Raw genomic sequence first — 16,572 nt, 5'->3', positions numbered from 1 at the left:
TGTTTACTGTTCAATTAAATGGATAGCATTCTGCAGCAAGGACAAACCAATATGCTCACCACGTTGAAGTTGATTACGCTGCACCACATGTTCTGGAATATCCATTTGTAGCAACAGATCATTATTTCCCGTTACTTTCATCAGCACCGTAGTGATCCCACGTAAGGTAATCATATCGATAATTATCGCCTGCACCGGATTCTCATGTTCACCACGGGAAGGACGCCGACGTTGATGTAACAGAATTTTACTCGGTGAAATAATCCAATAAACATGGCTGCCCACGGCGAAGTCTGTATCAGCAATATCCAGCTGTTGCTCAAACCATTGCAGTTTTTTTTGGCCATCTACCATCACAATTTGCCCTTCTAACACATTACGGGCATCGGTCAACCTGGCAACATTTAGACTGTGTGGCCGATTAAATACCTCTTCAACAGGCCCCTGTTGTAAGGTATTGCCCTGATGAATCACACACATTTGATCAGCCAGCATCGCTGCTTCATCCAGATCGTGTGTCACCAGAATAATGGGCATGGATAATTGCCTGCGAAGTGCATGTAACTCTAAATAGAGTTTGCGGCGCGTGACTTTATCTACTGCCGAAAACGGCTCATCCAATAATAACACCTCAGGCTCACGCGCCAACGCCCTGGCCAGTGCCACACGTTGTTGCTGCCCACCAGATAGCTGTGAAGGATAACGAGTTTCCAAACCATTTAAATGCACCTGATTCAGCAATGTTCTGGCGATATTTTTCCGCGGGGTTGGCATTGCCAGCAGAATATTCTGCATAACGTTCAAATGTGGAAACAGAGCATAATTTTGAAACACCATGCCGACTCGCCGCTGCTGTGGCGAGTAATTAATCATATGGTTGGTATCAAACCATGTTGTTTTATGAGAGCGGATAAGTCCTTGTTCAGGATGATGTAATCCTGCGATACAACGCAAAACCGTGGTTTTTCCTGACCCGGAAGGACCGACCAACGCCAACATTTCCCCAGGATGACATTGTAGATGCACTTCAAGTGGGATAGGCAGTAGCTGCTTAATAATAACGTCAAGCATCCTACACCCGCATCAATCGGTGGTTAAACCGGTAAATTGCTGTGACCGTTATGACAGCAATTGCCAATAAGATAAGCGACATTTGCATGGCCTGCTGTTGATCAAATGCCAACACACTGTCATAAATAGCAATCGACAATGTTCTGGTCTCACCAGCTATATTGCCTCCTATCATCAGTACTACGCCAAATTCGCCCAGCGTATGACAAAAGCTCAAGATCAAACCTGTTAAAATGCCGGGCCAAGCCAACGGCAATTCAATTTTGATAAAGGTTTTCCAACGGGACAAACCACTGCACCATGCCGCTTCTCGCAGCTCGGGGGAGATATTCTCCAATGCCCTAAGCATCGGTTGCACTGCAAACGGTAAACTGTAAATTATCGAAGCAAACCATAACCCGCTAAATGAAAAAGCCAGATTATCGCCGGTAATGGTATAAAAAAGTTTGCCGGCCACACTATTACTGTCCATACCAACCAATAGAAAATAACCTAATACCGTTGGAGGTAAAACTAAGGGTAAGGTTATCAATGACTCGGCCAGATATTTTCCACGAAATTTGCCTCTGACCAGACTGTAAGCCAATAATAATCCGATTGGTAATAGGCTCAGGCTAGTAACTAGCGCAAGCTTCATCGATACTTCCAGGGCCTGCCAATCCATTATTCAGGGATTACTTATTGTTACGGGGATATAGCCATGTTTGATTAAAATCTTGCCGGCCGATTCGCTGGTGATAAAGTTAATAAATGGTTCAACAGAAGTTGAAGCATCTTTGAGGATAATGAGTTGCTGAGATAATTCTCCAGCCAATTTGATATACCGCCCCTGTTGTTTGATTTTTTCCTGAGTCATATAAGGGTATGGCAATATTGCACCATCCACATTGCTGGCCAAAGCAAACTGTAACGTCTGAGAGGCACTTTCTGCTAATAATAACTCTGGTTGAATCACTTCCCAAAGATTTGCTTCCGTTAGCAGCTTTTGTGCGAGCTTGCCATATGGAGCATGCTTTGGGTTGGCAATAGCAAATTTTCCCAGCCGATTTTGCTCAATAGCCTGTTTCAATCCTTGAAGCTCAATATCCAGGGTTAATGAGGAATGCTGATTAGCAAATAACATTATTTCACTATGTGCGTAGTCAATACGCTGACCACGATGTTTTTGTTGTTTGATTAATATTTGTATATAAAACGGATCTGCGGAAAAAAACACATCATAAGGCGCACCATGAATGATTTGTGTCGCTAAATTACCTGACGCACCATACGTGACGTTAATCTTATCCTCAGACGATAGTTCATACGCCTTTATCAATTCAGGCATAACAAATCGCAAATTGGCGGCTGCCGCCACTCTGAGTATATCAGCGCTAACCCCCATGGAGAGCAGCGGCAATATACAAACCAGGATTTTAATGACTCTTTTTATCATCATTCATTCCAAAAAAGCCCCGCAGTGCGGGGCTTTTTAGTCTAACGTAACGAACCGCGCTAGTCTGCAGTAACTTCGTTAACAGCTTTCATGCTCAGACGAATACGGCCCTGGCGATCAACTTCCAAAACCTTAACATCAATCATGTCACCTTCAGACAGTTTATCACTGACATTTTCCACACGCTCATCCGAGATTTGTGAAATATGTACCAGACCATCTTTACCCGGCAGAATGGTAACAAACGCACCGAAGTCCATCAGCTTGGCAACACGGCCCTGATAGATCTTGCCGACTTCAACTTCTGCAGTGATTTGCTCAATACGGTGCAGAGCATCCTGACCGGCATTGAAATCGGAAGAGAAAATCATCACGGTGCCATCATCCTGGATATCAATGGTCGCACCGGTTTCTTCGGTGATAGCACGAATGGTCGCACCACCTTTTCCGATTACATCACGAATTTTATCAGCATGAATTTTCACAGTGATAATACGTGGTGCAAATTCAGACATTTCCTGACGGTGCGTTGAAATCACTGCATTCATTTTTTCCAGAATATGCAGACGACCATCACGGGCTTGCGCCAGTGCGGTACGCATGATTTCTTCGTTGATACCTTCGATCTTGATATCCATTTGCAGTGCGGTCACACCTTTTTCGGTCCCCGCGACTTTAAAATCCATATCGCCCAGGTGATCTTCATCACCCAGAATATCAGTCAACACAGCATAAGCATCCGGTTCTTTAATCAGACCCATAGCAATACCGGCAACAGGTGCTTTAATTGGTACACCGGCATCCATTAACGCCAAGGATGTACCACACACAGAAGCCATTGAACTCGAACCATTGGATTCGGTGATTTCAGATACTACACGAACCACATACGGGAATTCTTCAGCTGATGGCATAACGGCCTGAATACCACGTTTGGCCAATTTACCATGACCAATTTCACGGCGTTTTGGTGTACCCACAAAACCGGTTTCACCAACACAGAACGGAGGAAAATTATAATGCAGCATGAAACGATCACGGTATTCACCTTCGACGGCATCGATCATCTGTGCATCACGTTCAGCACCTAAAGTGGCCACCACGATTGCTTGAGTCTCACCACGGGTAAACAAGGCAGAACCATGAACACGGGGCAGTACAGTAGTTTCAACAAAAACTGGACGTACCGTTTTGGTATCACGACCATCGATACGTGGTTCACCAGCAATAATACGGCCACGAACCAGTTCTTTTTCCAGTTTTCCAAACACGCCTTTTACGTCATCTTCAGACCATTCACCATCTTCACTGACCAATGCGGCAATAGCTGCCTGGCGAATTTCAGCCAGTTGATCCTGACGCTGCATTTTGTCACTGATGGCATAGGCATTTTTAATACCTTCAAACGCTTGATCTTTAACAGCGTTATACAAACGATCATCTTTTTCCGGAGCAGTCCATTCCCAGGCTGTTTTAGCCGTTTCTGCTTTCAATTCATCGATCAGTTTGATCGCTGTCTGAATTTGCTGATGTCCATACATGACAGAACCCAACATAACCTCTTCAGGCAATTCAGATGCTTCGGACTCCACCATCAATACAGCACTTTCAGTACCGGCAACGACCAAGTCCAGCGAACTGGCCGCCAATTGTTTTTTGGATGGATTGAGGATGTAGTTACCATCAACATAGCCCACTCGGGCAGCACCTAATGGGCCGTTAAACGGAATACCGGAAATCGCCAAAGCAGCAGAAGCACCAATCATTGCCGGGATATCCGGATCGATTTCAGGATCCAAAGCCATTACGGTGGCGATAACCTGTACTTCGTTGATGAAACCTTTAGGAAACAATGGACGCAGTGGACGATCGATCAGACGGGAGGTCAGTGTTTCTTTCTCAGAAGGACGACCTTCACGTTTGAAAAAACCACCAGGGATTTTACCTGCAGCATAGGTACGTTCTTGATAATTTACGGTTAACGGAAAGAAATCCTGACCAGGGTTAACATTTTTCTTTCCGACTACAGTTACCAGCACTGATGTCTCGCCCAGACTGGCAATAATCGAACCACCGGCCTGACGGGCAATTTTTCCGGTTTCCAGGCTGAGAATGTGCTCACCGAACTGAACTGTCTTTTTTACTGAATTCACTAGTATTTCCTTCTCTTGACTACATCAGCCATGAACCTTTTCATAACTGATTTAAAAAACGATAAACGCATAAATGAATATGCCCCTGAAACCGCGGGGGATTTCAGGGGCATATCAGTCAACGCACCAGCCTAATGCCAATCATATTGGCGGTGGCTCGATGAGATGTTTTACAGACCACGTCGGGTAATTAGCGACGCAGACCTAAGTCAGCAATTAAATCACGGTAACGGTTAATATCCGTTTTTTTCAGGTAGTCGAGCATTTTACGACGACCACTAACCATTTTTAACAGACCTTGACGTGAGTGATGATCATGGATGTTAGTTTTAAAATGGTCTGAAAGATTGGTAATACGTGCTGTCAGCAGCGCTACCTGCACTTCAGCTGAGCCGGTATCGCCTTCGCCACGACCGTATTTTTTAATGATTTCTTGCTTTTGTTCTGCAGTAATTGACATAAAAACTCCAACTTTTTATAGCCTTTGGCTATGAGTTAAATTCTGAAATAATCCAGCCAGTTAAACCGAATTACCCAACCTTTTAAGAGTGGCGAATTTTACCGGTTTTATCCGCTCTTCACAAGCGAGTTAAACCGTTTCACCGGTAACAAACAAACGTTTTGCTGAAACCGTGCCATCCAGGGCCAATTCCCCCAGACCGATAAAGTGATCCTGATAATCAAATAAACGGACTTTTGCGCTTTGTCCCTGTACATCAGTTTTGACTGCCCGACCGTATCGCATATCATCAGACATTGCCAAATCCAGTTTGATATGAGGCCAGTCCGGCAAAGCTTCATGGGCGGGTAGTAACTGATTATCCAGTCCTGCCAATCCCTGCTGCTCGGCCAGCTCACCCAATGTCTCCAGACTTAATGTCTGGGTTAAATCATAGCCTGCGGCATCAGTACGCCTCAGCATTGTGACATGTCCACAACTGCCTAAAGCGGCAGCGATATCCTGCACCAGCGTACGAATATAGGTTCCCTTGCTACAGGCAACCTGCAAGGTAAAACTCTCAGCATCGCACGCAAGTAATTCAATACTGTAGATGGTAATAAGACGTGATTTACGTTCAATTTCAATGCCCTGACGTGCCAGCTTATATAATGGCTGGCCCTGATGCTTTAATGCAGAAAACATTGGCGGGATCTGCTGTTGCTCTCCGACAAAATCCAGCAAAACCTGTTGCAGCTGTTCAGGCGAATATTGGGGAATTGCTTGTTGTGCTATCATCTTACCATCGCTATCACCGCTATCGGTAAGAATGCCCAACTGGCAACGCACCTGGTACTGTTTGTCAGCATCCAGTAAATAGGTGGAAAGCTTGGTCGCTTCGCCAAGGCAGACAGGTAAGACCCCGGTTGCTAAGGGGTCGAGGCTCCCAGTATGCCCGGCCTTATTTGCATTAAATAATCGTTTAACGCGTTGCAGAACATGATTTGAGCTCAGTCCGGTTGGCTTGTCGATAATGACGATACCGGTTATGTCGCGACCTTTTTTACTGCGTTTTACCATTGGTGAAACTCAATCTTTATCAGTTTCTGGATCAGGATCCTGTTCGTCTTTGATATCGGCGTTGGCTTTGGAGATCAACTCATCCATATAAAAGCCATGCTCCAAAGTCGTGTCATAACGAAACTGCAGTTCAGGCATGATGCGTAATTTCACGCGTTTAGCCAGCGCCCGGCGTAAAAATCCAGCAGCATTATTCAATCCTGCCAGACATTCTTTGGCTGCTTCTTCAGAATCAAATCCACTCAGCCGAGTGACATAAATACGTGCATATTTCAGATCGGATGTCACATCAACATGCGACACCGTGACCATACTGACACGCGGATCAGCCAGATCATGCTGAATCAGCAAAGCCAATTCACGCATCATGACCTCGCTGATTCGGTTTGTGCGACTAAATTCTCTTGCCATTAAAGACTCGGTTTCATTAATACACGTTCAAATACTTCAATTTGATCGCCCGGTTTAACGTCTTTGTAGTTTTTCACACCAATACCACATTCGGTACCGGCATTTACTTCGTTGACATCATCTTTGAAACGACGTAACGATTCCAGTTCACCTTCATAGATAACAACGTTATCACGTAAAACACGAATTGGATTGTTACGTTTAACACTGCCTTCAAGCACCAGACAACCGGCAATATCGCCGAATTTCGGTGAGCTGAACACATCATCAACACGTGCCAGACCAATGATTTCATCTTTGTAGACGGGCTCAAGCATACCGGTCATCGCCTTGGTGACCACGTCCAGCAAATCATAAATAATGCTGAAATACTGAACATCCAGACCTTTTTCCGCAATGACTTTTCGAGCTGCATTATCAGCACGAACATTAAAGCCAATCAAAATCGCATCAGACGCAGCAGCAAGTTGTGCGTCGGTTTCATTAATACCACCAACACCAGAACCAACAACCCGGACCTGAACCATATCGGTCGATAACTTCTGCAGACCCTGGCTAACCGCTTCAACTGAACCATGAACGTCACCTTTGATGACCACATTCAGGGTTTTCAGATCACCAGCTTCCATTTTGTTGAACATATCGTCCAATTTGGCCGCTTGTTGTTGGGCCATTTTCAGCTCACGCGCCTTGGTCTGACGGAAGCTGGCAATCTCTCTTGCCGTGCGATCGTCCGGAGCCACCTGTAATTCATCACCTGAAGCAGGCGTGCCGGAAAGACCCAGTAATTCAACCGGGGTAGACGGGCCAGCTTCATCCATTTGTTGTCCATTTTCATTGAACAAGGCACGGACTCGACCAAACTCCTGACCGGCCACAACAATATCACCTTTTCTCAACGTGCCACGCTGTACCAGTACAGTAACAACCGTACCACGACCTTTATCCAAACGCGACTCAACCACCGTCCCATGGGCAGGTCCTTTAACTGGTGCGGTTAATTCCATGACTTCAGCCTGCAATGAAATCGCATCCAGTAAGTCATCAATGCCCTGACCAGTTAAAGCTGAAACCGGCACAAACTGAACATCACCGCCCCAATCTTCAGGGACGACTTCATGATTTGTTAATTCCTGTTTAACCCGATCCGGGGTGGCATCTGGCTTATCCATTTTGTTTACGGCAACAATCAGCGTTGAACCGGCAGCTTTAGCGTGCTGAACAGCCTCAATTGTTTGCGGCATAACACCATCATCTGCTGCTACCACTAATACTACGATATCCGTGACCTTGGCTCCGCGTGAACGCATTTCAGTAAAAGCAGCATGGCCTGGTGTATCCAAAAAGGTCACTTCACCACGACTGGTTTCTACTTTATAAGCACCGATATGCTGAGTGATACCACCGGCTTCGCCAGATGTCACCTTGGTGCGTCGGATGTAATCCAGCAAAGAGGTTTTACCATGATCAACATGGCCCATTACAGTAACAACAGGTGCTCTTGGAACCGCTTCGCCCGTCACTTCAATAGAGGCTTCCAGGGCTTGTTCAACTTCATTTTCCTGAACCGGCTTGGCAACATGGCCCATTTCTTCCACCAGAATAACGGCAGTATCCTGATCCAGGACCTGATTGATAGTGGCCATTGTGCCCATACCCATCAACGCTTTGATCACTTCGGCCGCTTTAACGGACATACGCTGCGCTAAATCAGAGACTGAAATGGTATCTGGTACACTGACTTCGCGGATAACCGGCGCAGTTGGACGGGAAAAACCATGTTCTGTTGTGGTTTCAACCGTCGCAGTTTTTTGTGAGACACCTTTCTTCTTCTTGCGACGACCTTTGCCTTCGCTAACATGAAGTTCTTTACGTTCAAATTCATCATCACGTTGGAAACGACCACGACGTGCGGGTTTATCTTTACTTGCAACGTGTTTTGCGTCGGCTTCTTTACGATCTGGTTTTTGTTCTTTGGCTTGTGCTTCCGCAGCTGCAAGGCGGGCTTCTTCTTTCGCTTTTTCTAAAGCTTCCTCTTCTTCACGAGCTTTTTTCCGCGCTTCAAGCGCTTTTTCAGCTTCGATACGGGCAAGGTTGGCAGCACGACGCTTGGCATCAGCTTCTTCAAGCTTTATATGAGCTAATTGAGATGCCGTCAATTCCGGTTTTGCCGGTTGTTTTTTTACAGCGACAGATTGTTTTTCTTCTTTGAGTTTCGCTTCTTCGGCAAGAGCTTTTTGCTCCTCTTCTGCAGCTAAACGTGCCTCTTCATCTGCCAGCCTTTCAGCTTCGATTGCTGCGGCAACTGCTGCAGCTTCACGTTCAGATTCTGCTTTCTGCAGGCTAGTTTGCTCTTGCTGCTTACGCGCTATTTCCTGCTGTCGAAGCTGTTCCTGACGCGCGACTTCCTCTGCATTTGCCTGTGCTTGAGATACAACTACAGGTTTTTCGGATTGTGCACTATTTGTTTCAACTTCAGCACGTTTAACAAACGTGCGTTTTTTTCGAACTTCAACACTGACACTTTTTCCAGCTTGACGAGATGTTCCTCCGCCTAATTTAATCTCACTGACCGATTTGCGTTTCAGTGTGATTTTCTTTAGTGAGGCTTCGTTTTTACTGGCTGATTTGCCATGTCTTTGCTGTAAAAATTGCAAAAGGCTTTGCTTTTGATCTTCCGTAATCAAATCATCCGTTTTTGAGACTTTAATTCCGGCCTCGTTAAGCTGTTCTACTAAACGCTCAGGTGTGATACCGACAGTATCGGCCAGGTCCTTAACCTTCATGTCACTCATTGGTTACTCCCCTGTTTCTGTTTGTTCGTCTGCAAACCATGACTCACGTGCTTTCATGATAAATGCGGCGGCTTGTTTCTCATCAATGCCACCCGCTTCAACTAATTCATCCACGGACTGATCTGCAAGATCATCAATAGTGATAACACCCTGACTGGTTAACTTAGCAGCTAATTCAGCGGTCATACCGGGTAAATCTTTTATTGTTTCTGCTGGAGATGCATTTTCTATTTGCTCTTCACTGGCAATGGCTCGTGTCAGTAACACATCCCTAGCTCGTGAACGTAATTCGTTCACAATGTCAGTGTCGAACTCTTCGATATCAAGCATTTCCTGTTCCGGCACATAGGCAACTTCTTCAAGTGAAGAAAAGCCTTCCTGAGCCAGGATCAAAGCAACATCTTCATCTACGTCCAAATCAGCCATAAAAGTCTGAATCAACGAACTGATTTCGGTTTCCGCCTTTTGGTCGGCATCTGAAGCTGACATGACGTTCAACTCCCAACCAGTTAACTGGCTGGCCAAGCGTACATTCTGACCACCACGGCCTATTGCCTGTGACAGCTGGCCATCTTCCACTGCAATATCCATACTGTGGGCGTCTTCATCAACCACGATAGATAATACTTCCGCAGGTGCCATGGCGTTAATGGCAAAACGTGCCGGTTCTTCATCCCACAGAATAATGTCGACACGCTCGCCAGCTAATTCATTGGTGACCGCCTGAACACGCGAACCACGCATCCCGACACAGGCACCCACCGGATCAATTCGTGGTTCATGCGCTAAAACGGCGATTTTGGCGCGTAAACCAGGATCACGGGCCGCACCTTTGATTTCTATCATACCGTCACCAATCTCTGGAACTTCAAGGCTGAACAATTCAATCAATAATTCTGGTGCTACACGACTGACAACCAATTGTGGCCCGCGCGCTTCTGTACGAATTTCTTTTAAATAACCACGGATTCGATCGCCGCTACGGAAATTTTCACGAGGAATCATTTCTTCACGAGGCAAAAGAGCTTCAGCATTCCCGCCCAGATCCAGGGTTACATTGCCACGTTCAACACGTTTTACTGTGCCATGAATCATTTGCCCCACTTTTTCGCGATACATATCAACTACTTGAGCACGTTCTGCTTCGCGTACTTTTTGAACGATAACCTGTTTGGCTGTTTGAGCAGCAATTCGACCAAATTCAACCGAATCCATTGGCTCACGAATGTAATCACCTACTTTGGCATCTGACTGTTTGGCCAGCGCATCAGACAATTTGATTTGCAACTCTGAAGATTCGAAGTTTTCGTCATTATCATCGACAATTAACCACTGACGGAAAGTTTCATAGTTGCCAGTCTGGCGATCAATCGCAACATGGGCATCTATTTCCATTTCATAACGTTTACGGGTGGCCATGGCCAACGCCGCTTCGATCGCCTGAAATATAACTTCTTTCCCCACGCCTTTTTCATTAGACATGGCATCAACAACCAGCAAAATTTCTTTATTATTCATCACGCCCCCAGTGGATCGATGCAAGCGATTGATCCAAAACTAAGTTTTTTCATTAACAGCAAATAGTACGCTTTTTCAGGCAACCAGTCGCGCTTTAGCCAACTTTGCCAATGGTAAGGCGTACACCTCACCATCTACTTCAATTAATACTTCACCATTCTCAAAGCCCTGCAACACACCGGTAAAATTCCGTCTGCCTTCCACTGGTAATTTAGTGGTAATTTTTGCTGGGGAGCCAGTAAAACGGATAAAATCACGTTCTTTAAATAACGGACGATCAAATCCTGGTGAGGAAATTTCCAGTGAATAGGCTTTTTTGATGGGGTCTTCAACATCGAGAATGCCGCTGACCTGGTGACTGACACGTTCACAGTCTTCTATGCCAATGCCTTGATCTGCATCAATATAGATTCTGAGGAGTGGATTTTGTCCCCCCTGAAGGTATTCCACACCGACCAGCTGGTATCCCAGCGACTCAATCGGTGCTTCAATTAGTTTTTCAATTTGATCAGATACGGCCATAGGCTAGCAAATAAAAAAAAAGGGCCATTGGCCCAATTTTAACTCCACAAAAACAAAAACCCCAATTAGGGGTCCTGTCTTAACATTATTATTGGTAGCGGGGGCTGGATTTGAACCAACGACCTTCGGGTTATGAGCCCGACGAGCTACCAGGCTGCTCCACCCCGCACCTGACTAAGTCGCATACTATACACAAACCACTGCATGCTAGCAAGCCCGATTATTAATTCTCTTTCAATTTACGGGTAAGTGTATTTCGGCCCCAGCCCAATAACTTTGCGGCTTCTTGACGTTTACCTGCTGTTTTCTCCAGTGCAACCTCCATTAGCAGGTGTTCTATCATCGGTACTACATCAGCCAGCACACCTTCCTGACCGCTCAGAGCCTTGTTTGCAGCCCAGAGACGAAACATTTGTTGCCAGTCACCACCGCTACGAACTGATTCCATACCACCGTCAGCTGTCAGCTCCATCGGTAAATCCTCCATTTGTACAACCTGCCCAGGAGACATGACGGTAAGCCAGCGACAAGTATTCTCTAATTGTCTTACGTTGCCGGGCCAGGGTAACTGCGATAAATAACGCTCAACCTCGGGCGAGACACTTTTCAAGCCCATGTTAAGTTCCCGCGCTGCTTTATTGAGAAAGAAGGCGACCAGTGCCGGAATGTCTTCTCGACGTTCGCGTAAGGAAGGAATATGGATACGAATAACATTTAAACGGTGAAACAAATCTTCGCGAAAATCACCACGCTCGACCTGCTGTTCCAGATTCTGATGCGTTGCAGCGATAATTCTCACATCTGCTTTTACAGCACTATGCCCACCAACACGGAAAAACTCGCCGTCTGATAAGACTCTTAAAAGGCGTGTTTGCAGTTCCAACGGCATATCACCGATTTCATCCAGAAATAAGGTGCCACCATCTGCCTGCTCAAAACGTCCCTTACGCTGCACATGTGCTCCAGTAAAAGCCCCCTTTTCGTGACCAAATAATTCAGACTCCAGCAATTCTCTTGGAATGGCCGCCATATTAAGAGCAATAAACGGGTTTTGCCTGCGCGGACTATGTTTGTGTAAAGCATGGGCGACCAGTTCTTTACCAGTGCCCGACTCACCATTAATTAACACGGTGATATTGGAACGTGCGAGCCGTCCAATGGCACGAAATACTTCCTGCATGGCGGGTGCTTCACCAATAATTTCACTGCCAATATTTATTTCGCCAGCAGGATTGTTGTGTTGTTGCTGATGGTGGGTGATTGCCCGCTGTACCAAATCAACCGCTTCATCAACATCAAACGGTTTTGGCAGGTACTCAAAAGCCCCCCCTTCATATACGGATACCGCACTATCCAAATCCGAATAAGCGGTCATAATAATGACCGGCAAGTCAGGCTGCTTTCGCTGAATTTCTGCTAAAAGTTGCAGGCCATCAAGTCCTGGCATGCGAATATCACTCACTAGCACATCAGGCGGGGTATTTGTACCACGTTTTAACTGCTCTAAAACCAGATCTCCACTCTCAAAGGCTTTGACAGTGATGTCTACAGCTTCCAGTGCCTTTTGTAATACCCATCGAATCGATCGGTCATCATCAACAATCCATGCTATTGCTTTAGCGCTCACGGTGTCACTCCAAAGGAAAAATAATTGCAAATATAGTCTGACCTGCATGGCTGGAACAACTGACTGTTCCGGCATTTCGGTGCACAAGATTCTGTACCAGATAAAGTCCCAGTCCAGTACCATCCGCTCGCCCTGTCACCAAGGGATAGAACAAGCTGTCTTGTAATTGTTTGGGAATACCTGGTCCGTTATCTTCGATTTCAACCAGTACGCCTAACTTATAAAACCGTTTTTCAATGGTCAGATTACGTTGAATACGGGTTTTCAGACGAATAATACCTATGCCATGCATTGCCTGTACTGCGTTTCGTACTATATTTAAAAAAATCTGAATTAACTGATCAAAGTCAGCATGTAAAGCGGGAATACTGGGATCATAGTCAGTAATAAATTGAAGTCGCTCATCAACTTCAATATCAACCAGTTGACGCACCCGTTGTAAAACCTCATGAATATTCAGATACTGTTTTTCAGATTGCTGATATGGTCCCAGCATTCGAGTCATCAGATTTTGCAAGCGGTCAGCTTCATTAATAATAATTCGGGTATATTCTTTCAAATCATCGGAAGCCAATTGACGTTCCAATAATTGTGCAGCCCCTCTCAAGCCACCCAACGGATTTTTAATTTCATGTGCCAGCCCACGTACCACCTGTTGCTGTGTATGAAGATTTTCATCACGATTAACACGCTGTTGATAATCCAGTTGCGCTAACTCCACCAAGAGATGGGGCTCAGCCACATCCAGCACTTTAATTGAACAATCCACTACTATTTCACCGGCAGCAGGGATAAACAGCTGAACTTCACGCTCTATTAACGCCTGTCCATTACTGAAAACCCGACGTAATGAATTCAATAGATGCGTTTCACCTGGTAACAGAGTCTGAAAGGGAACATGTTCAGCCTGTCGTTGGCTAATTTCAAACATGACTTCAGTTGAGGTATTGATATAACAAACCCGTAAATTCGTGTCGAGCACAAGTATCGCGGTTGATAAACTTTCCAGTACGTCATCACTGGAAAACTGCTCAAAATTAATCAATTTGTTATTTAAGTTCATGAGCTGCCTTTAGCAAAAAACGCTCCATTTGTAGGCATCAAACCACACATCATATTTAACATTATGATTTAACTGGAAATAATATTTTTTTACATGGAAGAGCTTAACCAAATATACCTGTTTCAGCAGAGAGAAAAGCATTACCTCACTCAAGACTGCCTCTTTTTGGTGCAACTGTTAAGGTGTATTTGGCGTGGTTGGAAAACCGGGGTTGGTTGGAAAGGCTGGAATGCTTGATGCACCGGATCCCGTCTGATTATTTTGACGGCCTGGATTCAATAAACTGGTTCGTTGTAAATGAAAGGTAATGGTTTCGCTCTGAGCCAGAACTTCTCCAGAAGCATTCAATACTTTGGCTGACAAGGTATGCGTTCCCCTATCCAGATTTTCCAGCATAAAACTGAGTTGAGCCATTGGCATGCCTGCCGGTAAGCCGTCGAGGTATAACTGAATCAAATCGCCGCGTTCCGGATTTAATGCTGGAAACACTTGTAAATTGACAGTGACATTGCCGTTATTAACACGAAGACCAACATCATCTTCGGGCGCAACAATAACTACCTTATAATTTGGGACAGCATCTGTATTATCAGACTTTTCCTGCTCTTCATCGCTAGCGGCATCCGTCACTTCAGGGATTTGTACGGGTGAATAAGTCATGGGCTGCTGTAGTTCGATCTTTTCAGCATTTTCACCGTTTTCACCAGGCTGATCTGAATACACCTGATTGCCATTGTCATCGACCCAGCGATAGATATCCTCAGCCGCAACAGCTGTGCCGAGACCAAGCAACATGACAAGAATCAATTTCATGCTTATGAATATAGGTCAGCCATGACCAATGTGCAACTGCGAAACATAAAAAAACGCCTCCACATGGGAGGCGTTTTGTGACTGCAATCAAAAAAATTACAGACTGTAGTACAGATCAAACTCAGCAGGGTGTGTTTCCATACGCAGGCGAGTGACTTCTTCCATCTTCAAATGGATATATCCATCGATCATGTCATCAGTAAATACACCACCTTCAGTTAAGAAAGCACGATCTTTGTCCAGCTCTGCCAACGCCTGATCCAGGGCATGGCATACTTTTGGAATCGCAGCATCCTCTTCTGGAGGCAAGTCGTACAAATCCTTATCCATCGCATCGCCAGGGTGGATCTTGTTTTTGATGCCATCCAGACCAGCCATCATCATTGCACTGAATGCCAGGTATGGGTTGGCTGATGGGTCAGGGAAACGTACTTCAATACGACGTCCTTTTGGATTGCTGACAAACGGAATACGAATAGAGGCACTACGGTTACGCGCTGAATAAGCCAGCATAACAGGCGCTTCAAATCCGGGAACCAGACGTTTGTAACTGTTGGTACCAGGGTTGGTAAACGCATTCAAAGCTTTAGCATGTTTAATAATACCGCCGATATAAAACAAAGCCGTTTCTGACAAGCCACCATATTTATTACCAGAGAACAGGTTTTCACCATCTTTCGCTAAAGATTGGTGAACATGCATACCACTACCATTATCACCAACCAAAGGTTTTGGCATAAATGTTGCCGTTTTACCGTAGGCATGCGCAACGTTATGCACGACATATTTCAGTGTTTGAACCTCGTCGGCTTTTTTGACCAACGTGTTGAACTTGGTACCAATTTCACACTGACCAGCAGTAGCTACTTCATGGTGATGTACTTCTGTTACCAGACCCATTTCTTCCATGGTTAAACACATGGCTGAACGAATGTCTTGAAGTGAATCAACCGGAGGTACTGGGAAATAACCACCTTTAACACTTGGACGGTGGCCTTTGTTACCATCAGGAAATACTTTTTCGGTATTCCATGAGGATTCGTCTGAGTCGATTTTATAAAATGAGCCAGAAATATCACTGCCCCAGCGAACATCATCAAGAATGAAAAATTCTGGTTCAGGCCCAAAGAAAGCAGTGTCTGCCAAACCGGTAGACGCCAAGTAGGCTTCTGCACGTTTGGCCACACTGCGTGGATCACGCTCATATCCTTGCATAGTTGCCGGTTCAACGATATCACAACGAACGATTAGTGTTGTGTCGTCCATGAACGGATCCAAAACAGCAGTCGAAGCATCTGGCATAAGAATCATATCCGATTCATTAATACCCTTCCAACCTGCAACCGATGACCCATCAAACATCACACCTTCTGAGAAAGTATCTTCATCGATTGAATGGGCAGGGTAAGATACGTGCTGCTCTTTACCACGCGTATCGGTGAAACGGAAATCAAGGAATTTAACGTCCTCGTCCTTAATTATCTGAAGCACATTTTCGGCTGACATTTATAATCTCCAAATTAAAAAACTGCACACCCTGGTGCAAAAAAACTTACTCGCATTTACAGCACAAACCTTGCCAACTCGTAGGCAACCTAAAATCAACCATTTGAGTGCAGCCATCAGCCATTTTTGCGCCGTAATG

At 45.3% G+C, this 16,572-nt stretch carries 14 protein-coding genes and 1 tRNA gene; all 15 read right to left on the bottom strand.

Annotation, left to right across the window (positions count from 1 at the left end; all coding sequences use genetic code 11):
- Positions 1–3 precede the first annotated feature (3 nt).
- The gene (locus Q7A_RS06355) at positions 4–1,071 is read right to left on the bottom strand and encodes a sulfate/molybdate ABC transporter ATP-binding protein (protein WP_014706511.1); all 1,068 of its coding nucleotides are present in this window, start codon (positions 1,069–1,071) and stop codon (positions 4–6) included.
- Position 1,072: 1 nt separating this feature from the next.
- Complete coding sequence (modB, locus tag Q7A_RS06350) at positions 1,073–1,708, bottom strand: molybdate ABC transporter permease subunit (protein WP_238595957.1); 636 nt, start codon at positions 1,706–1,708, stop codon at positions 1,073–1,075.
- 30 nt (positions 1,709–1,738) lie between these two features.
- Positions 1,739–2,509 carry a molybdate ABC transporter substrate-binding protein gene (modA, locus tag Q7A_RS06345; protein ID WP_084227448.1) on the bottom strand — a complete coding sequence of 257 codons (771 nt, stop codon included), beginning with the start codon at positions 2,507–2,509 and terminating at the stop codon, positions 1,739–1,741.
- A gap of 56 nt (positions 2,510–2,565) precedes the next feature.
- Positions 2,566–4,659, bottom strand: coding sequence for a polyribonucleotide nucleotidyltransferase (gene pnp / locus Q7A_RS06340; RefSeq protein ID WP_014706508.1), 2,094 nt, complete (start codon positions 4,657–4,659; stop codon positions 2,566–2,568).
- A 190-nt stretch (positions 4,660–4,849) separates the two neighbouring features.
- Entirely contained in the window at positions 4,850–5,119 is a 270-nt protein-coding gene (rpsO, locus tag Q7A_RS06335) for a 30S ribosomal protein S15 (protein WP_014706507.1), read from the bottom strand.
- A 129-nt stretch (positions 5,120–5,248) separates the two neighbouring features.
- Entirely contained in the window at positions 5,249–6,178 is a 930-nt protein-coding gene (truB, locus tag Q7A_RS06330) for a tRNA pseudouridine(55) synthase TruB (RefSeq protein WP_014706506.1), read from the bottom strand.
- A 9-nt stretch (positions 6,179–6,187) separates the two neighbouring features.
- Positions 6,188–6,589, bottom strand: a complete 402-nt coding sequence (gene rbfA, locus Q7A_RS06325) for a 30S ribosome-binding factor RbfA (protein WP_014706505.1) — start codon at positions 6,587–6,589, stop codon at positions 6,188–6,190.
- Positions 6,589–9,384, bottom strand: a complete 2,796-nt coding sequence (gene infB, locus Q7A_RS06320) for a translation initiation factor IF-2 (RefSeq protein WP_014706504.1) — start codon at positions 9,382–9,384, stop codon at positions 6,589–6,591. Before infB ends, rbfA begins: the two co-directional genes overlap by 1 nt.
- Before the next feature lie 3 nt (positions 9,385–9,387).
- Positions 9,388–10,902, bottom strand: coding sequence for a transcription termination factor NusA (gene nusA, locus Q7A_RS06315; RefSeq protein WP_014706503.1), 1,515 nt, complete (start codon positions 10,900–10,902; stop codon positions 9,388–9,390).
- A gap of 75 nt (positions 10,903–10,977) precedes the next feature.
- Positions 10,978–11,424: a ribosome maturation factor RimP gene (gene rimP, locus Q7A_RS06310; protein WP_014706502.1), complete on the bottom strand. Its 447-nt coding sequence runs from the start codon at positions 11,422–11,424 to the stop codon at positions 10,978–10,980.
- Between the two features lie 92 nt (positions 11,425–11,516).
- Positions 11,517–11,593 (bottom strand) — tRNA-Met (locus Q7A_RS06305).
- A gap of 54 nt (positions 11,594–11,647) precedes the next feature.
- Complete coding sequence (ntrC, locus tag Q7A_RS06300) at positions 11,648–13,051, bottom strand: nitrogen regulation protein NR(I) (protein WP_014706501.1); 1,404 nt, start codon at positions 13,049–13,051, stop codon at positions 11,648–11,650.
- Positions 13,052–13,055: 4 nt separating this feature from the next.
- Entirely contained in the window at positions 13,056–14,114 is a 1,059-nt protein-coding gene (gene glnL / locus Q7A_RS06295) for a nitrogen regulation protein NR(II) (RefSeq protein ID WP_014706500.1), read from the bottom strand.
- A gap of 177 nt (positions 14,115–14,291) precedes the next feature.
- Positions 14,292–14,927: a DUF4124 domain-containing protein gene (locus Q7A_RS06290; protein WP_151903899.1), complete on the bottom strand. Its 636-nt coding sequence runs from the start codon at positions 14,925–14,927 to the stop codon at positions 14,292–14,294.
- Positions 14,928–15,023: 96 nt separating this feature from the next.
- Positions 15,024–16,433, bottom strand: coding sequence for a glutamate--ammonia ligase (glnA, locus tag Q7A_RS06285; RefSeq protein ID WP_014706498.1), 1,410 nt, complete (start codon positions 16,431–16,433; stop codon positions 15,024–15,026).
- Positions 16,434–16,572: the final 139 nt, after the last annotated feature.

The sequence above is a fragment of the Methylophaga nitratireducenticrescens genome, assembly GCF_000260985.4.
Lineage (GTDB): Bacteria > Pseudomonadota > Gammaproteobacteria > Nitrosococcales > Methylophagaceae > Methylophaga > Methylophaga nitratireducenticrescens.
Note: the sequence above shows the minus strand (reverse complement) of the source record. Positions and strands in the feature narration are given on the sequence as shown.